The organism is Flavobacterium hankyongi, assembly GCF_036840915.1.
GTDB lineage: Bacteria > Bacteroidota > Bacteroidia > Flavobacteriales > Flavobacteriaceae > Flavobacterium > Flavobacterium hankyongi.
Map to the genome: position 1 here is coordinate 1,862,628 of NZ_CP085725.1, position 18,375 is coordinate 1,881,002.

Sequence of the window (18,375 nt, forward strand, 5' to 3'; positions counted from 1 at the left end):
CTAACTTTATTAGTTTATTATCTGTGGAAGATTATACGTTTGAACTTGTCCATTAAAATCTATAAAATCAAACATGAGATAAGATTCTGTATTCACAAGACCAGAAACTTTATATTTTAGTATTTGAACACCATTTTTTATTTCAATGTTTTCATTGATTGGTTTGGCAGTCATAGAAACACCAATTCCAGCAATTAATAAGCCAGGTGCTGAAAGTTTCTCTATAGTATTATCTTTAATAGAGATTGTAACCGGTACAGAAATTATTAAATCTTCATAATTCCTCCCTCTGTGGATTTTATCCGAAAATGCAATTTGTGAAAAATTAAAAATCATCTTTACTGAATTCACTTTTATGATCATTTTATCTGCAAATGCTGGATGACTACATTCGTCAGAGTGTTTTTTTGTTTCCTGAAACTGAATTTCATATTCTCCAGTTTGGCTGAACACATAATCATTAATTTGTTTTCCGCTCAAAGACGCAAAAACTTTTGCTTCGGAATTACTTATTGTCCATTTTGTTGAAGAGTCAACATTTCCAAAGTTTATCTTTTCATCAAAAGAAATTTCTTTATAGAATTCTTTATTTTGGGCTCCTGCGCAAAAAGAAGTAATAGTCAATACAAAAAACAAAAAACATTCAAGTATTGTTTTAGTACTTGAAAGATTAGGTTTTAGATTAATAAGTAAGTTGTGGTTTATTTTCATTTTTAAACTTTTTTTTTATCAATTATCCTAAAAAAACTCATGCATGTTTTAATACCTCTGTTTTTAAAGAGAGGCAAAACTTAATGCTGTAGCATTTCATACTACTCTAATCAATGCCTAAAAAATTCCATTGAAAGAGTACTACAAAAAACTATTATAATAACTTGTTATATATGAATGGGTTGTAGCCGATTTATTGAAACATAACAAAGTATTCAACTTTAATTAACTATCACTAAATGATAATTAATTAAACAGGAGTTTAATTGTATTTTAAAATGTGAGTAAGATGAAAAGAGAATACCTTTTCTAAATTAATTTTTAAAGAGTAGTTTTTTACCATAAGCGGGAATTAAGTAAATTATTAAGCAAATATAGTAGAAAATGGAATTACGGAAAAACCGTAACCCCTATTTTATTGATGAAATGCTAGAAAAAATCGATGAAATGCAGTTTTAATAAAAATTTATTAAGCTTTTAGCTACAAAAATGAAATAATTTAATCAACTAAAAATCAATAACTTATACAAAAATTCAAAAAAAGTGTATACTTTCAATATAAGTGTATCTTTGCAAAAAAAATTTAAAAATGAGTTTTATTAAAGAAATACAACGCAGAAGAACTTTCGGTATTATATCGCATCCCGATGCAGGTAAAACTACTTTAACTGAGAAATTACTTTTATTTGGAGGTGCTATACAAGAAGCTGGTGCAGTGAAAAGTAATAAAATCAAGAAAGGTGCGACTTCCGATTTTATGGAAATTGAGCGTCAAAGAGGTATATCGGTTGCTACTTCGGTATTGGCTTTTAATTATAAAGACAAAAAAATAAATATTCTTGATACACCTGGTCACAAGGATTTCGCAGAAGATACTTTTAGAACATTAACGGCTGTTGACAGCGTAATTGTAGTTGTTGACGTCGCTAAAGGTGTTGAAGAGCAAACTGAAAAACTAGTGGAAGTTTGTCGTATGCGTCATATTCCTATCATCGTTTTCATCAACAAATTAGACCGTGAAGGTAAAGATGCCTTTGACTTAATGGATGAAGTTGAAAAAAAGCTTGGATTGCATGTTACTCCATTGAGTTTCCCTATAGGAATGGGATATGACTTTCAAGGTATATATAATATTTGGGAGAAAAATATCAACCTTTTTGAAGGAGATAGTCGTAAAAACATAGAAGAAACTATTGCTTTTGAAGATGTTAACAATACTGAACTAGAAAAGATTATTGGTGAAAAACCAGCAAACAAATTAAGAGAAGAATTAGAGCTAATTTCTGAAGTATATCCCTCTTTTGACAGAGAAGCCTATTTAAAAGGTGATTTGCAACCAGTTTTCTTCGGCTCTGCATTAAATAACTTTGGGGTTAGGGAGTTATTAGATTGCTTTATTGAAATTGCACCTTCTCCCCGACCTAAAGATTCAGACACACGAGAAGTAAAGCCAGATGAAAATAAATTCTCTGGATTTGTATTTAAAATTCATGCAAATATGGATCCTAAACATCGTGATCGACTGGCTTTCGTGAAAATTGTTTCTGGAACATTTGAAAGAAACAAGCCTTACCTTCATGTACGTCACGGAAAGAATTTAAAATTCTCGAGCCCTAATGCCTTTTTTGCAGAGAAGAAAGAAATTGTTGACATTTCTTACCCTGGTGATATTGTAGGCTTACACGATACAGGAAACTTCAAGATTGGAGATACTTTGACTGAAGGTGAGCAGATGAGTTTTAAAGGAATTCCAAGTTTCTCTCCAGAACATTTCCGTTATATTAACAATGCAGATCCTTTAAAAGCGAAACAATTAGAAAAAGGAGTTGATCAGTTAATGGATGAGGGTGTTGCTCAGCTATTTACATTAGAGATGAATAATCGTAAAGTAATTGGAACTGTAGGAGCACTTCAATATGAAGTAATTCAGTATCGTTTAGAACATGAGTACGGAGCTAAATGTACTTATGAAAATTTCCCTGCTTACAAAGCTTGCTGGGTAAAACCGGAAGATCCTAAAAACGAAGAATTTGCTGAATTTAAACGTATTAAGCAAAAGTTTTTGGCTAAAGATAAATATGGACAACTTGTTTTCTTAGCAGATTCTGATTTTTCAATTCAAATGACGCAAAGCAAATATCCAAGTGTGAAGCTGTTCTTTACATCGGAGTTTGAATAGGCTTCGACAAGTTCAGTATACATATAAAAAACAAAAAGCGACCAAAAATGGTCGCTTTTTTTATTCATTACACTACTACTTTTTAAGTAATTATGCCTGTCCAGTTGGCCCAAAATTCAATGGAATTGGAGATTGTTCTATTTCTTTGATTTCACCATGGGCGCTTTCAAAACGATTTATATTTTCAGCCAAAGCTTTGACTAAACGTTTGGCATGTTGTGGTGTTAAAATAATTCTTGATTTTACTTTTGCCTTAGGAACACCAGGCATAATATTAATATAATCTATAACAAATTCGGTATTAGAATGATTGATGATAGCAAGATTAGAATAGATTCCATCTGCAGTTGCTTCATCTAATTCGATATTTATTTGTCCTTCTTGTTGTGGGTTTTGATTGCTCATGTTTTCTATTTTATAAAACCTCTCGACTGCGCTCGAGGTGACAATAATTGATTAAAAAAATCCTAACAGTATACACTGTTAGGATTTATAAATATAGTCAGAAAAATTAATTATTAATAATTATATTCTTCTTTAGTAATCATTAATTCATCATACTCTTCTTTAGAACCTACAATTGTATTATCGTAGTCTCTCATACCTGTACCAGCAGGGATTCTGTGACCAACAATTACATTTTCTTTAAGACCTTCTAATTTATCAACTTTACCTGCTACGGCAGCTTCGTTTAATACTTTAGTTGTTTCTTGGAACGATGCCGCAGAAATGAATGACTTAGTTTGTAACGACGCTCTAGTAATACCTTGAAGTATTGGAGTCGCTGTAGCAGTAATTACATCACGAGCTACTACTAAGTTTTTATCCTCACGTTTTAATAATGAGTTTTCATCACGTAGATCACGTGCAGTTACAATTTGACCTGGTTTAAGGTTAACTGAATCACCCGCGTCTTCAATTACTTTCATTCCGTATAACTTATCATTTTCAGAAATAAAGTCTTTAGTATGAATTAATTGCTCTTCAAGGAATAAAGTATCTCCTGGATCCTGTACTTGTACTTTACGCATCATTTGACGAATAACTACCTCGAAGTGTTTATCATTAATTTTTACCCCTTGTAAACGGTAAACCTCTTGAATTTCATTTACTAAGTACTGTTGAACAGCCGCTGGCCCTTGAATTCTTAAGATGTCTTCTGGAGTAATAGCTCCATCAGAAAGTGGCATACCCGCTCTTACGAAGTCATTCTCCTGAACTAAGATTTGGTTTGATAACTTCACCAAATATTTCTTGATTTCACCAAATTTAGACTCGATAACGATTTCACGGTTACCTCTCTTAATTTTACCGAAAGAAACTACACCGTCAATTTCAGAAACAACAGCTGGGTTAGATGGATTACGAGCTTCTAATAACTCAGTAATTCTTGGTAAACCTCCCGTGATATCGCCTGCTTTAGAAGAACGACGTGGGATTTTTACTAAAATTTTACCAGCTTTAATTTTCTCTCCATCTTCTACCATAAGGTGTGCACCTACTGGTAAGTTGTATGAACGGATTAATTCACCATCTTTACCATAAATTAATAAAGTAGGAATTAATTTTTTGTTTCTTCCTTCAGAGATTACTTTTTCTTGGAATCCTGTTTGCTCATCGATTTCAACCATGAACGATTGTCCTTGCTCTAAATCTTCATAAGCTACTTTTCCAGTAAATTCAGAAATAATAACTCCATTATAAGGATCCCATTTACAGATTACATCTCCTTTTCCTACTGATTGACCATCAGCAACAAAAATACTAGAACCGTAAGGGATATTGTGTGTACTTAATAAGATTCCTGTTTTCTCATCAACTAATTTTAATTCTGTTGAACGAGAAATAACGATATCTACAATATTACCTTCGTTATCTTCACCTTTAACTGTTTTTAAATCTTCGATTTCTAAACGTCCAGGGAATTTAGCGATGATACTAGACTCTTCAGAAAGACCTCCAGCAACCCCTCCAACGTGGAACGTACGAAGTGTTAACTGTGTACCAGGTTCACCAATTGACTGTGCTGCAATTACTCCAACCGCTTCACCTTTTTGAGTCATTTTACCTGTTGCAAGGTTACGTCCGTAACATTTAGCACAGATACCTTTTTCTGCCTCACAAGTAAGTGGAGAACGCACTTCAACTCTTTCAAGTGGAGAAGCTTCGATTTCTCTAACGATAGCCTCAGTGATTTGCTCACCAGCAGCTACAATTACATCAGAAGTTAAAGGATTAATAACATCTTGTAATGCAACACGTCCTAAAATTCTTTCTCCTAAAGATTCTACGATTTCTTCGTTTTTCTTTAAAGCTGTAACTTCAACACCTCTTAATGTACCACAATCCACTTGATTAACGATAACATCTTGAGCAACATCATGTAAACGACGAGTTAAATAACCCGCATCCGCCGTTTTTAATGCCGTATCCGCAAGACCCTTACGAGCACCGTGCGTAGAAATGAAGTATTCTAAAATCGAAAGACCTTCTTTAAAGTTCGATAAGATCGGGTTTTCGATAATTTCACCACCACCAGCAGTTGATTTTTTAGGTTTAGCCATCAAACCACGCATACCGGTTAACTGACGAATCTGTTCTTTAGATCCACGGGCTCCAGAATCAAGCATCATATATACCGAGTTGAAACCTTGTTGATCCTCACGGATATTTTTCATTGCTAACTCTGTTAATTGAGCATTTGCAGAAGTCCAAATATCAATAACCTGATTGTAACGCTCATTATTAGTGATAAGACCCATGTTATAGTTCATAGAGATAACCTCTACTTGCTCTCTAGCCTCAGCAATTAATGATTGTTTTTGATCTGGAATTTTAATATCACCTAATGAGAATGACAATCCACCTTTGAAAGCGAACTTATATCCCATATCTTTCATGTTATCAAGGAAAGCTGCCGTTGTAGGAACATCTGTTACTGCAAGGATTTTTCCAATGATATCACGAAGCGATTTTTTTGTTAATACCTCATTGATGTAACCAGCTGCTTCAGGCACTACTTCGTTGAATAATACACGACCAGCAGTAGTTTGGATTATTTTATATACTAATTCTCCATTTTCATTGAAGTCTTTTGCTCTAATTTTAACACGAGCATTCAATTCTAATCTACCTTCGTTCAAAGCAATATGTACTTCTTCAGCAGAATAGAATGTTAAACCTTCACCTAAAATCTTAAGTTCTGGAGTTGTTAAACGCTCTTTTGTCATATAATACAATCCAAGAACCATGTCCTGAGATGGAACCGTGATAGGTGCACCATTCGCAGGGTTCAAGATATTGTGAGATGCTAACATCAATAATTGAGCTTCAAGAATAGCCTCTGGTCCTAATGGTAAGTGAACCGCCATCTGGTCACCGTCGAAATCGGCGTTGAATGCCGTACATGTTAACGGGTGTAATTGGATTGCTTTTCCTTCAATTAACTTAGGTTGGAATGCCTGAATACCAAGTCTGTGAAGAGTTGGAGCACGGTTAAGTAATACTGGGTGACCTTTGATTACATTTTCTAAGATATCCCAAACTACAGGCTCTTTTTTATCGATGATTTTCTTAGCTGACTTAACTGTTTTTACAATTCCCCTTTCGATTAGCTTACGAATAACGAATGGTTTATAAAGCTCAGCAGCCATATCTTTTGGAAGACCACATTCGTACATTTTCAATTCAGGTCCAACAACAATTACCGAACGAGCTGAATAATCAACACGCTTACCTAATAAGTTTTGACGGAAACGCCCTTGTTTACCTTTTAATGAATCTGATAATGATTTTAATGGTCTGTTAGATTCTGTTTTAACCGCAGAAGCTTTTCTTGTATTATCGAATAACGAGTCTACAGATTCCTGTAACATACGCTTTTCGTTACGTAAAATTACTTCTGGTGCTTTAATTTCCATTAATCGTTTTAAACGATTGTTACGGATAATTACACGACGGTATAAATCATTTAAATCTGAAGTTGCAAAACGACCTCCATCAAGTGGCACTAACGGACGTAATTCTGGCGGGATAACTGGAACCACTTTAAGAATCATCCACTCTGGAAGGTTCTCACGATTTAAGTTAGCCTCACGGAAAGATTCTACAACCTGAAGACGTTTTAATGCTTCAGTTTTTCTTTGTTTAGATGTTTCGTTATTTGCTGCGTGACGTAATTCATAAGATAATGCATCTAAGTCTACACGAGCTAATAAGTCCATAATACATTCAGCACCCATTTTAGCGATGAATTTATTTGGATCTGTATCATCTAGATATTGATTTTCCATAGGAAGAGAGTCTTGAATGTTCAAGTATTCTTCTTCTGTTAAGAAATCTAATTTTTGCAATGATTCACCTTCAGCATTTTTTGCAATACCCGCTTGGATAACTACATAACGCTCGTAGTAAATGATCATATCTAACTTTTTAGACGGTAAGCCTAAGATATAACCAATTTTATTTGGTAACGAACGGAAATACCAAATGTGTGCAATAGGCACGACTAAATTGATATGTCCTACACGGTCACGACGTACTTTTTTCTCAGTAACTTCAACCCCACAACGATCACAAACGATTCCTTTATAGCGGATTCTTTTGTATTTACCACAAGCACATTCGAAATCTTTTACTGGACCGAAAATTCTTTCACAGAAAAGACCATCACGCTCAGGTTTGTGCGTTCTATAGTTGATCGTTTCTGGTTTTAATACCTCTCCACGAGATTCTGCCAAAATGGATTCTGGTGAAGCTAAACCTATCGAAATTTTATCGAATCGTTTAATGGTATTCTTGTCTTTGTTTCTATTCATCATAGTTTCTACTATTGATTTATTTGCAATTAAAATTGATTTAATAGTGGCAATACAACTTGCCAACTCCCTCGAATTACTTCTCAAAACTTCTAAATCTCTTTAGAAGTGCTAGTTACAAACTCTTGGTTTATAAAAAATCGGAACGGTTTACGGGGCTAAATCCTAAAAACTCGAATTAATAAGCAATTAGTTCCGAAAAAATCGGAACCGATTGCTGAAAATATATTTATTCTTCTAAACGAATGTCTAAACCAAGACCTTTCAATTCATGCATTAATACATTGAATGATTCAGGTAATCCTGGCTCTGGCATTGTTTCACCCTTAACGATTGCTTCGTAAGTTTTAGCTCTACCAATTACGTCGTCCGATTTCACTGTTAAGATTTCACGTAGCGTACTAGATGCTCCATAAGCCTCTAATGCCCAAACCTCCATCTCTCCGAAACGCTGACCTCCGAATTGTGCTTTACCTCCTAATGGTTGTTGCGTAATTAACGAGTAAGGACCAATAGAACGAGCGTGCATTTTATCATCAACCATGTGTCCTAATTTCAACATGTAAATTACACCCACAGTTGCTGGTTGGTGGAAACGCTCTCCAGTACCACCATCATAAAGATACGTGTGACCGAATCTTGGCACTCCAGCTTCGTCAGTTAAGGCATTAATTTGGTCTAAAGACGCTCCATCAAAAATTGGCGTTGCATACTTTCTTCCTAATTTTTTACCTGCCCATCCAAGAACTGTTTCATAAATCTGACCGATGTTCATACGAGAAGGTACCCCTAGTGGATTCAATACAATATCTACTGGTGTTCCATCCTCTAAGAATGGCATATCTTCTTGACGAACGATACGAGCAACAATACCTTTGTTACCGTGACGTCCCGCCATTTTATCACCCACTTTCAATTTACGTTTCTTAGCGATGTAAACTTTGGCTAGTTTCAAGATACCTGATGGTAACTCGTCACCCACTGTGATTGTGAATTTCTCACGACGTAACGCTCCTTGAAGGTCGTTTAATTTAATTTTATAGTTGTGAATTAAATCATTAACCATAGCATTAGTTTCGTCATCAGCTACCCATTGACCTTTAGTCAAGTGAGCGAAATCTTCAACAGCTTGTAACATCTTTTTAGAGTATTTCTTACCTTTTGGCAATACTTCTTCCCCTAAATCATTCATTACTCCTTGAGAAGTTTTTCCGTCAACGATTACAAATAACTTATCGATTAATTTGTCTTTTAATTCAACAAATTTAGTTTCGAATTCCATTTCAAGCGCAGCCAATTCGTCTTTGTCTTGTGAACGTTTACGCTTGTCTTTTACAGCTCTTGAGAATAATTTTTTATCTAAAACCACACCATGTAATGATGGAGAAGCTTTTAATGAAGCATCTTTTACATCACCTGCTTTATCTCCGAAGATAGCTCTTAACAACTTCTCTTCTGGAGTAGGATCTGATTCTCCTTTTGGTGTAATTTTTCCAATTAGAATGTCACCAGGTTTAACCTCGGCACCAATTCTAATCATACCGTTTTCATCTAAATCTTTAGTAGCTTCTTCAGAAACGTTAGGGATATCATTAGTTAATTCTTCGTTACCTAATTTAGTATCACGAACTTCTAATGAATAATCATCTATGTGAATTGATGTGAAAATATCGTCACGAACTACTTTCTCAGAAATTACAATCGCATCCTCGAAGTTGTATCCTTTCCAAGGCATGAATGCTACCTGTAGGTTTCTACCTAAAGCTAACTCTCCGTTTTGCGTTGCATATCCTTCACAAAGTACTTGTCCTTTAACAACTTTATCACCTTTTCTTACAATTGGTTTTAAGTTGATCGAAGTACTTTGATTCGTTTTACGGAATTTGATTAATTGATATGTTTTCTCATCAGCGTCAAAGCTTACAGCTCTTTCTGCATCAGTTCTTTCATACTTGATTGTGATTTCGTTTGCATCAACATATTCGACTACTCCATTTCCTTCTGCATTAATTAATACACGAGAATCTGAAGCAACTTGACGCTCTAAACCAGTACCAACAATTGGAGACTCAGGACGTAATAATGGTACGGCCTGACGCATCATGTTTGACCCCATCAACGCACGGTTCGCATCATCATGCTCTAAGAAAGGAATCAATGAAGCAGAAATAGAAGCAATCTGGTTAGGTGCAACATCAGTATAGTGAACCACAGTAGGATCAACAACTGGGAAGTCACCTTCCTCACGAGCAATTACTTTATCAGCAGTAATTTTACCAGTTTCATCCATTTCAATGTTTGCTTGAGCAATCATTTTTCCTTCTTCCTCTTCTGCACTTAAGTAAATTGGCTCAGAAACTAAATCAACTTGACCGTTAGTCACTTTACGGTAAGGAGTCTCAATGAATCCCATTCCGTTTACTTTAGCATATACCCCTAAAGAAGAGATAAGACCAATGTTTGGACCCTCTGGCGTTTCAATAGGACATAAACGACCATAGTGTGTATAGTGAACGTCACGAACCTCGAATCCTGCTCTTTCTCTAGATAAACCTCCAGGTCCTAAAGCTGACAAACGACGTTTGTGAGTAATCTCTGCTAATGGATTGGTTTGATCCATGAACTGAGATAACTGGTTTGTACCAAAGAATGAGTTGATTACAGAAGACAAAGTCTTAGCATTAATCAAATCAATTGGTGTAAATACCTCGTTATCACGAACGTTCATACGCTCACGAATAGTACGAGCCATACGAGCTAAACCAACACCAAACTGAGCTGATAATTGTTCACCTACAGTTCTAACACGACGGTTAGATAAGTGGTCAATATCATCAATTTCAGCTTTAGAGTTAATTAACTCGATTAAATATTTAACGATAGTAATGATATCCTCTTTAGTAAGCACCTGCTTATCCATAGAAATATCAAGACCTAACTTTTTGTTCATTCTGTAACGACCTACATCACCTAAGTTGTAACGTTGATCTGAGAAGAATAACTTATCGATAATTCCACGAGCTGTCTCTTCATCAGGTGGTTCAGCATTACGTAACTGACGGTAAATGTGTTCTACTGCTTCTTTTTCAGAGTTAGTAGGGTCTTTTTGTAATGTATTGTGGATGATTGAGTAATCAGCTGCATTCAAATCCTCTTTGTGTAATAAGATTGATTTTACATTTGATTCTACAATTTCTTCAACATTATCTTTATCTAAGATTGTATCACGATCTAAGATGATTTCGTTACGCTCGATAGATACTACTTCTCCAGTATCCTCATCTACGAAATCTTCATGCCACGTATTTAAAACACGTGCCGCTAATTTTCTTCCTACATATTTCTTTAAACCTGATTTAGAAACTTTAATTTCTTCAGCCAAGTCAAAGATTTCTAAAATATCTTTATCTCTTTCGAAACCAATAGCACGGAAAAGTGTTGTTACTGGTAACTTTTTCTTTCTATCGATATAAGCATACATTACACTGTTGATATCGGTAGCAAATTCAATCCATGAACCTTTGAAAGGAATTACACGGGCAGAATATAATTTAGTTCCATTTGCGTGGAATGACTGTCCAAAGAATACCCCCGGTGAACGGTGTAACTGAGATACTACAACACGCTCAGCTCCATTGATAACGAAAGTACCGCTAGGCGTCATGTATGGTATTGTACCTAAGTATACATCTTGCACAATTGTTTCGAAATCTTCGTGCTCTGGATCTGTACAGTATAATTTTAAACGTGCTTTTAAAGGCACACTATACGTAAGACCTCTATCAATACATTCTTCGATTGTGTAACGAGGTGGGTCAACAAAGTAATCAAGGAATTCTAAAACGAATTGATTACGAGTGTCGGTGATTGGGAAATTTTCCATGAAGGTGTTGTATAAACCTTCATTACCTCTTTCGTCAGATTTAGTTTCCAATTGGAAGAAATCTTTAAACGACTTGACCTGAACATCCAAGAAATCTGGATAGTTAGGAATATTTTTTGTAGAGGCAAAATTCAATCTTTCAGTCTGATTTAATATCATCATGGACAAAATTTTGATTAAAAAAAAGTAATTTTTGTGTTAAACACATTAATTAATAAGACAATTTACTTCTTTTTATAACCAACACATCTCTAAAAAATAAAATGAAGTAAAGCTTTATTTTTGTCTTCGTGTTGATTTAAAAACTTTCGATTTTTAAAAATTATATGAATATAAAATTTTAATAATTTAATTAAACGAAAAATGGTTTAGGCTTTGAGTAGAGTACTCAAAAGCCTAAACCTGTATTCTAAACTATGTAAGCTTATTTAAGCTCAACAACAGCTCCAGCCTCTTCTAAAGCTTTCTTAAGACCTTCAGCCTCATCTTTAGAAACTGCCTCTTTAACGTTTGTTGGAGCAGCATCAACTAAATCTTTAGCTTCTTTAAGACCTAAACCAGTTAATTCTTTAACCGCTTTAACAACTCCTAATTTAGAAGCACCAGCATCTTTTAATACTACTGTGAACTCAGTTTGCTCAGCAGCAGCAGCTTCACCACCACCTGCAGCAACTACTACAGCAGCAGCAGCTGGCTCGATACCATACTCGTCTTTTAATATTGTAGCTAAATCGTTAACTTCTTTAACTGTTAAGTTAACTAATTGTTCTGCGAATTGTTTCAAATCTGCCATTTTTTCTATCTTTTAAAATGATTTGTAATTATATTAATTTATTTGTGCGCAATTTATTCAGCAGCTTCACCTTTGGTTTCAGCATTGTTTAATAATGCAGAAATAATACGTTGAGCTGGCGATTGAAGTAATCCGATGATTTCTCCGATAACTTCTTCTTTAGATTTAAGCGACGCTAACGATTCCAATAAATTGTCTCCAATGTAAATTTCTTCGTTAATGTAAGCACCTTTAAAAAGAGGTTTTTCACCTTTTTTACGGAATTCTTTAATAATTTTTGCAGGAGCATTTGCAATGTCAGCAATCATAATTGAAGTGTTCCCTTTTAAAGTAGTTGGTAATTCACCAAACTCTTTATCAGAAGCTTCCATTGCTTTTTCAAGCAACGTGTTTTTAACAACTTCTAATTTGATACCTGCCTTGAAACAAGCTCTTCTTAAATTTGAAGTAGTATCTGCATTTAAACCAGAAATATCAGCAAGGTAGATGATATTAGCTCCAGCTAATTGTGCAGTTAAATCTCCAATAGCGATTGATTTTTCTTCTCTTGTCATATCAAAAATTTTTAACTACCAATTATACTGCTTTAGGATCTAAAGCAATTGCTGGACTCATTGTACTAGATAAGTGGATAGACTTAATATAAGTACCTTTAGCAGCTGTTGGTTTTAATTTAATTAATGTTTGTATAATTTCGTGCGCGTTCTCTTGGATTTTGTTAGCATCAAAAGAAATTCTACCAATTCCAGCGTGAACGATACCAGTTTTATCAACTTTAAAGTCAATCTTTCCAGATTTTACCTCCTCTACTGCTTTACCAATTTCCATAGTAACAGTACCAGTTTTAGGGTTTGGCATTAAACCACGAGGTCCTAAAATACGACCTAATGGACCTAATTTACCCATAACTGCAGGCATAGTAACGATAACGTCAACATCTGTCCAACCGTCTTTAATTTTTTGTAAATAATCATCAAGACCTACGTGATCAGCACCAGCAGCTTTAGCCTCAGCCTCTTTATCTGGCGTAACTAATGCTAATACTCTCATGTCTTTACCTGTTCCGTGCGGTAATGAAACCACACCTCTAACCATTTGATTCGCTTTACGAGGGTCAACTCCTAATTTAACAGCGATATCAACAGATTCATCAAATTTTGCAGAAGCAACTTCTTTGATTAATGCAGAAGCATCTTTTAAAGAATATAATTTATTCTTCTCAATTTTTGAAGCTGCAACTTTTTGCTTTTTTGTCAATTTTGCCATTTTCTCTTAATTTAAAGGAGAATCTCCAGTTACAGTTATACCCATAGATCTAGCTGTTCCAGCAATCATGCTCATTGCTTTTTCAATTGTGAACGCATTTAAGTCAGGCATTTTATCTTCAGCAATAGTCTTAATCTGGTCCCAAGATACACTTGCAACTTTTTTACGATTAGGCTCTCCTGATCCTGATTTTAATTTTGCAGCTTCTAATAATTGAATAGCAGCAGGTGGAGTTTTAACAACAAAATCAAACGATTTGTCTTTATACACAGTAATTTGTACTGGTAATACTTTGCCAGGTTTATCTTGTGTTCTAGCATTGAATTGCTTACAGAACTCCATGATATTAACCCCAGCAGCTCCCAAAGCAGGTCCAACCGGTGGCGATGGGTTCGCAGCACCTCCCTTTACTTGTAGTTTAACTACTTTACTAACTTCTTTAGCCATTGTTTAAAAATTTAGCACATCTATCAATTGGAAGCGATTGATGTGAGTTATTATGTAACAAAAATTTATACTTTTTCAACTTGCATAAAGCTTAATTCTAATGGAGTTTTTCTTCCGAAAATTTTCACCATTACTTCAAGCTTACGCTTTTCTTCATTAATCTTCTCAACAGTACCATTGAAACCATTGAAAGGACCATCAGTTACTTTTACTGTTTCACCTAATGTAAATGGAATTGCACCGTGATCTACAGTAACTGCTAATTCATCCACTTTACCTAGCATTCTATTCACTTCAGACAAACGCAAAGGCACAGGATCCCCTCCTTTCACTTCACCTAAAAATCCAATTACCCCTGTAATAGATTTGATGATGTGAGGAATCTCACCTGTTAAATTAGCTTCAATCATTACATAACCAGGAAAGTACACCTTGTCTTTACTAATTTTTTTTCCATCACGCACTGTAACCACTTTTTCAGTAGGCACTAATACCTGAGAAATATAATCAGCCATACCAACACGATTAATCTCCTGCTCAATGTAAGCTTTAACTTTATTTTCTTGTCCGCTAACAGCTCTTACAACATACCACTTTTTCACACTAGTTTCTGCCATGACAAAAAATTATCCTTTAATCAAATTAAAAAATCCAGCAATTGCTTTTCCAAAAAGAGTATCTACACCCCAGGTTGTTAATGCAAAAATCACAGAAAAAATCGCAACAATTATAGTTAATTTTTGCACTTCTTCCCATGCTGGCCAAGTTACATTTGACTTTAACTCTTCGAAAGCTTCTGATATATAATTAGTAACTTTATTCATCCTATTTTATTTTTGCACGGGCGGAGGGATTCGAACCCCCATCAACGGTTTTGGAGACCGCTATTCTACCCTTGAACTACGCCCGTTTGTTAAAACCCAGTGTTATCGTGCAACAACACTGGATTTATATAATTTATTGTAAATTATTCTACAATTTCAGTAACCTGACCAGCACCAACTGTTCTACCACCTTCACGGATAGCGAAACGTAAACCTACATTTAATGCAATTGGGTTTAATAAAGTAACATCGATAGTTAAGTTATCACCTGGCATTACCATCTCTACACCCGCAGGTAAAGAAATTGTACCTGTTACGTCAGTTGTACGTACGTAGAACTGTGGACGGTAGTTATTATGGAATGGAGTATGACGTCCACCTTCTTCTTTTTTCAAGATATAAACCTCAGCTTTGAATTTAGCGTGTGGCTTAACAGATCCTGGCTTACAAATAACCATACCACGACGGATATCAGCTTTGTCAATACCTCTTAATAACAAACCTACGTTATCTCCAGCTTCACCTCTATCTAAGATTTTACGGAACATCTCAACCCCAGTAATAGTAGAAGTTAATTTATCAGCACCCATACCGATGATTTCAACTGGATCTCCAGTATTAGCAACACCTGTTTCGATACGACCTGTAGCAACTGTACCACGACCTGTAATTGTGAATACGTCCTCAACCGGCATCAAGAATGGTTTTTCGTTGTCACGAACTGGCTCTTCAATCCAGTTATCAACAGCCTCCATTAATTCGATGATTTTAGGAACCCAGTTTGGATCATTATTTAATCCTCCTAAAGCAGAACCCTGAACAACAGGACCATTATCTCCATCATATTCATAGAAAGATAATAAATCTCTGATTTCCATCTCTACTAATTCTAATAACTCAGCATCGTCAACCATATCCACTTTATTCATGAATACAACGATACGAGGAATACCTACCTGACGTCCTAAAAGGATGTGCTCACGAGTTTGTGGCATTGGACCATCTGTAGCAGCAACTACCAAGATAGCACCATCCATCTGAGCAGCACCAGTAACCATGTTCTTAACGTAATCCGCGTGACCTGGACAGTCAACGTGAGCGTAGTGACGGTTAGCTGTTTCATACTCTACGTGAGATGTATTAATTGTAATACCTCTTTCTTTCTCCTCAGGAGCGTTATCGATTTGATCAAACGATTTTGCTTGACAGTAACCTGCATCAGATAATACTTTAGTGATAGCAGCAGTCAAAGTAGTTTTTCCGTGATCTACGTGTCCGATAGTACCAATATTTAAGTGTGGTTTCGAACGGTTAAAACTTTCTTTTGCCATTTTACTTAATTTTTAATCTTAGTTATATATTAGTGTTCAAAAAATTCAATACTTGAGCCAATGACGGGATTTGAACCCGTGACCTCTTCCTTACCAAGGAAGCACTCTACCCCTGAGCTACACCGGCTTTTGTGAGTTCAGAAGTTAGAAATCAAGAATTTAGAAAAGCCTAAATTCACATTCTAAATTCTTTTAGGATTAACTAGCCAAGCTTTGTCAACCCTGTAAGGCAGAGCCTTACTCAAAGTTTTTGAATCTAAATTTTCACTAAAGCAAACTTTGTAAAAAAAATTCAAAAACTTAGTGGGGAGAGCAGGATTCGAACCTGCGAAGGTTTCCCAACGGATTTACAGTCCGTCCTCGTTGGCCGCTTGAGTATCTCCCCCAACCTTAAAACAGTATTTCAAACACTCATTTTAAATTTTAACTAATTCAAAACGAGAAAATTGAGCCGATGGAGGGACTCGAACCCACGACCTGCTGATTACAAATCAGCTGCTCTAGCCAGCTGAGCTACACCGGCGACTCAATAAAAAAGTCCGCTATTTCTAACGGACTGCAAATGTATGTATTATTTTTATTAATCAAAACTTTTTTGCTTAAAATTTTATTTAGACATGAGCTCTAATCTTTTCTTTACGTTTTAATAACAATCTTTCCATTGCTTCTGAAGCCAATTCGACACCTTCTTCAAAAGATTTACATTGCTTTTTTACGATAAACTCATCCCCTGGAACGATAATTTTTGCTTCTACAATTTTATTTTCTTTGTCACTCGTCCTTTCCACTTTTAAAAAAACATCTGAAGAAACAATCTTATCAAAGTATTTTTCTAATTTGTTAACTCTTACATCTATGAAATCTACTAACTTTTTGTCAACATTAAAGTTAACTGCATGAACATTTACCTTCATAATTTTAAAATTTTAAGTTAAACAATTATAAAGAATTATTTTTGGCTTCTTGGATGCGCATTACTATATACGTTTTTCAACTCGGTTAAACTTGACTGTGTATAAACTTGGGTTGACGCAAGACTTGAATGTCCCAACAATTCCTTAATTGAATTTAAATCTGCCCCATGATTAAGCATATGAGTCGCAAAAGTGTGTCGAAGCATGTGCGGACTTTTTTTTACTTTTTCAGAGACATTACTAAAGTAACAATTTATTAACCTATAAACAAACGTTTCATTCAATTTATTTCCGTTGTTTAATAAAAATAAATAATTGTTATCAACGATTTGTTTTAGTGATTTTCTTTCAACCAAATACACTTTAACTTGCTCAATCATTAGTGAAAGCAATGGAATTATACGCTCCTTGTTTCTTTTTCCTAAAACCTTAATTGTCGCATTCGATAAGTCCAAATTACTTAACTGCAAACCAATCAATTCCGAACGTCTAATACCAGTTGTATAGAACAAATCAATAATTAGCTTATCACGAACCCCTTCAAAACCATCTTGATACTTAATCTCGAACAACACTTTGTTCAACTCTTCTTCGGAAAAAGGAACCTGAATTTTTTTTGGCGTTTTTAAAGCCTTGTGCTTTGCCAAAGGATTTAATTCAATCTGCTTTGTTTTTAGTAAGAATTTATAGAATGCTTTTAGGGAAGCTATTTTTCTATTAATAGAAACATTCTCAATGGCATCATCAACCATAGAAACAATCCAACTACGAATTAAAGTATACGAAACTTCCTCTAAAGAAACTTCCTCATAATTTTCTTTAAGGAATATTTCAAAATAACTCAAGTCGTTTCCATAGGCAAGTGCCGTATGCTTTGAGTAATTTTTCTCTTTCAGTAGGTAATCTAGGAATTTTTGTTGATTTGAATGCATAAAAAAATCGTTAGTATAAAAGTACAAAACTTCTACAACTAACGATTTTATATTATCAGAAAATTAACGTATTAATTTTCGATACTATCTCTTAATCCTTGGATATATTGAGCTTTTTGGATTTGCGCTCTTCTTGTAACAGAAGGCTTCGTGAATTGCTGACGTGCACGCAATTGTCTTACAACTCCAGTTTTATCGAATTTTCTTTTGTAACGTTTTAACGCTCTATCGATGTTTTCTCCGTCTTTAATTGGTATAATTAACATAATTTAGACACC

15 protein-coding genes and 4 tRNA genes are annotated in these 18,375 nt (G+C 34.9%); 1 reads left to right on the forward strand and 18 read right to left on the reverse strand.

Features of this window, described 5'->3' with window-relative positions; all coding sequences use genetic code 11:
• Positions 1–9: 9 nt before the first annotated feature.
• A complete protein-coding gene (locus LJY17_RS08695; protein WP_264543448.1) occupies positions 10–711 on the reverse strand; it encodes a hypothetical protein in 702 nt (233 codons plus the stop codon).
• Positions 712–1,300: 589 nt separating this feature from the next.
• Here LJY17_RS08695 and LJY17_RS08700 point away from each other — a divergent pair.
• Positions 1,301–2,890, forward strand: coding sequence for a peptide chain release factor 3 (locus LJY17_RS08700; RefSeq protein WP_264543449.1), 1,590 nt, complete (start codon positions 1,301–1,303; stop codon positions 2,888–2,890).
• A gap of 90 nt (positions 2,891–2,980) precedes the next feature.
• On the opposite strand, the gene LJY17_RS08705 is transcribed toward LJY17_RS08700, so the two are convergent.
• The 17 genes from LJY17_RS08705 to rpsU all read right to left on the reverse strand — a co-directional run bounded on the left by LJY17_RS08705 (position 2,981) and on the right by rpsU (position 18,363).
• The gene (locus tag LJY17_RS08705; protein ID WP_264543450.1) at positions 2,981–3,295 is read right to left on the reverse strand and encodes a DUF3467 domain-containing protein; all 315 of its coding nucleotides are present in this window, start codon (positions 3,293–3,295) and stop codon (positions 2,981–2,983) included.
• Positions 3,296–3,408: 113 nt separating this feature from the next.
• Positions 3,409–7,710 (reverse strand): DNA-directed RNA polymerase subunit beta', encoded by a 4,302-nt coding sequence (rpoC, locus tag LJY17_RS08710; RefSeq protein ID WP_264544893.1) that lies wholly within the window; start codon positions 7,708–7,710, stop codon positions 3,409–3,411.
• Positions 7,711–7,936: 226 nt separating this feature from the next.
• On the reverse strand, positions 7,937–11,749 hold the full coding sequence (gene rpoB / locus LJY17_RS08715) for a DNA-directed RNA polymerase subunit beta (RefSeq protein WP_264544894.1): 3,813 nt from the start codon (positions 11,747–11,749) through the stop codon (positions 7,937–7,939).
• Positions 11,750–12,014: 265 nt separating this feature from the next.
• Positions 12,015–12,383, reverse strand: a complete 369-nt coding sequence (gene rplL / locus LJY17_RS08720; RefSeq protein ID WP_073309946.1) for a 50S ribosomal protein L7/L12 — start codon at positions 12,381–12,383, stop codon at positions 12,015–12,017.
• A 53-nt stretch (positions 12,384–12,436) separates the two neighbouring features.
• Entirely contained in the window at positions 12,437–12,937 is a 501-nt protein-coding gene (gene rplJ / locus LJY17_RS08725; RefSeq protein ID WP_264543451.1) for a 50S ribosomal protein L10, read from the reverse strand.
• Between the two features lie 22 nt (positions 12,938–12,959).
• Complete coding sequence (gene rplA, locus LJY17_RS08730) at positions 12,960–13,649, reverse strand: 50S ribosomal protein L1 (RefSeq protein WP_073309950.1); 690 nt, start codon at positions 13,647–13,649, stop codon at positions 12,960–12,962.
• A gap of 6 nt (positions 13,650–13,655) precedes the next feature.
• Entirely contained in the window at positions 13,656–14,096 is a 441-nt protein-coding gene (gene rplK, locus LJY17_RS08735; protein ID WP_264543452.1) for a 50S ribosomal protein L11, read from the reverse strand.
• A gap of 65 nt (positions 14,097–14,161) precedes the next feature.
• A complete protein-coding gene (nusG, locus tag LJY17_RS08740) occupies positions 14,162–14,713 on the reverse strand; it encodes a transcription termination/antitermination protein NusG (protein WP_073309954.1) in 552 nt (183 codons plus the stop codon).
• A 9-nt stretch (positions 14,714–14,722) separates the two neighbouring features.
• Positions 14,723–14,920 carry a preprotein translocase subunit SecE gene (secE, locus tag LJY17_RS08745; RefSeq protein ID WP_264543453.1) on the reverse strand — a complete coding sequence of 66 codons (198 nt, stop codon included), beginning with the start codon at positions 14,918–14,920 and terminating at the stop codon, positions 14,723–14,725.
• Between the two features lie 15 nt (positions 14,921–14,935).
• Positions 14,936–15,006, reverse strand: a tRNA-Trp gene (locus LJY17_RS08750).
• A gap of 57 nt (positions 15,007–15,063) precedes the next feature.
• Positions 15,064–16,251: an elongation factor Tu gene (gene tuf, locus LJY17_RS08755; protein WP_264543454.1), complete on the reverse strand. Its 1,188-nt coding sequence runs from the start codon at positions 16,249–16,251 to the stop codon at positions 15,064–15,066.
• A gap of 55 nt (positions 16,252–16,306) precedes the next feature.
• Positions 16,307–16,378 (reverse strand) — tRNA-Thr (locus LJY17_RS08760).
• A 177-nt stretch (positions 16,379–16,555) separates the two neighbouring features.
• Positions 16,556–16,636: transfer RNA gene (locus tag LJY17_RS08765), tRNA-Tyr, on the reverse strand.
• A 64-nt stretch (positions 16,637–16,700) separates the two neighbouring features.
• Positions 16,701–16,774: transfer RNA gene (locus LJY17_RS08770), tRNA-Thr, on the reverse strand.
• An 88-nt stretch (positions 16,775–16,862) separates the two neighbouring features.
• Positions 16,863–17,165: a ribosome hibernation-promoting factor, HPF/YfiA family gene (gene hpf / locus LJY17_RS08775; RefSeq protein WP_264543455.1), complete on the reverse strand. Its 303-nt coding sequence runs from the start codon at positions 17,163–17,165 to the stop codon at positions 16,863–16,865.
• A 35-nt stretch (positions 17,166–17,200) separates the two neighbouring features.
• Complete coding sequence (locus LJY17_RS08780) at positions 17,201–18,097, reverse strand: tyrosine-type recombinase/integrase (protein WP_264543456.1); 897 nt, start codon at positions 18,095–18,097, stop codon at positions 17,201–17,203.
• Between the two features lie 71 nt (positions 18,098–18,168).
• Complete coding sequence (gene rpsU / locus LJY17_RS08785; protein ID WP_264543457.1) at positions 18,169–18,363, reverse strand: 30S ribosomal protein S21; 195 nt, start codon at positions 18,361–18,363, stop codon at positions 18,169–18,171.
• Positions 18,364–18,375 lie beyond the last annotated feature (12 nt).

Bases quoted from the DNA above. Each gene is read 5' to 3' on its own strand.
- nusG (WP_073309954.1), bottom strand. From the start codon at position 14,713: ATGGCAGAAACTAGTGTGAAAAAGTGGTATGTTGTAAGAGCTGTTAGC.
- LJY17_RS08700 (WP_264543449.1), top strand. From the start codon at position 1,301: ATGAGTTTTATTAAAGAAATACAACGCAGAAGAACTTTCGGTATTATA.
- rplJ (WP_264543451.1), bottom strand. From the start codon at position 12,937: ATGACAAGAGAAGAAAAATCAATCGCTATTGGAGATTTAACTGCACAA.
- rplL (WP_073309946.1), bottom strand. From the start codon at position 12,383: ATGGCAGATTTGAAACAATTCGCAGAACAATTAGTTAACTTAACAGTT.
- rpoB (WP_264544894.1), bottom strand. From the start codon at position 11,749: ATGATATTAAATCAGACTGAAAGATTGAATTTTGCCTCTACAAAAAAT.
- rplA (WP_073309950.1), bottom strand. From the start codon at position 13,649: ATGGCAAAATTGACAAAAAAGCAAAAAGTTGCAGCTTCAAAAATTGAG.
- rpsU (WP_264543457.1), bottom strand. From the start codon at position 18,363: ATGTTAATTATACCAATTAAAGACGGAGAAAACATCGATAGAGCGTTA.
- LJY17_RS08705 (WP_264543450.1), bottom strand. From the start codon at position 3,295: ATGAGCAATCAAAACCCACAACAAGAAGGACAAATAAATATCGAATTA.
- secE (WP_264543453.1), bottom strand. From the start codon at position 14,920: ATGAATAAAGTTACTAATTATATATCAGAAGCTTTCGAAGAGTTAAAG.
- rpoC (WP_264544893.1), bottom strand. From the start codon at position 7,710: ATGATGAATAGAAACAAAGACAAGAATACCATTAAACGATTCGATAAA.
- hpf (WP_264543455.1), bottom strand. From the start codon at position 17,165: ATGAAGGTAAATGTTCATGCAGTTAACTTTAATGTTGACAAAAAGTTA.
- LJY17_RS08695 (WP_264543448.1), bottom strand. From the start codon at position 711: ATGAAAATAAACCACAACTTACTTATTAATCTAAAACCTAATCTTTCA.
- rplK (WP_264543452.1), bottom strand. From the start codon at position 14,096: ATGGCTAAAGAAGTTAGTAAAGTAGTTAAACTACAAGTAAAGGGAGGT.
- tuf (WP_264543454.1), bottom strand. From the start codon at position 16,251: ATGGCAAAAGAAAGTTTTAACCGTTCGAAACCACACTTAAATATTGGT.
- LJY17_RS08780 (WP_264543456.1), bottom strand. From the start codon at position 18,097: ATGCATTCAAATCAACAAAAATTCCTAGATTACCTACTGAAAGAGAAA.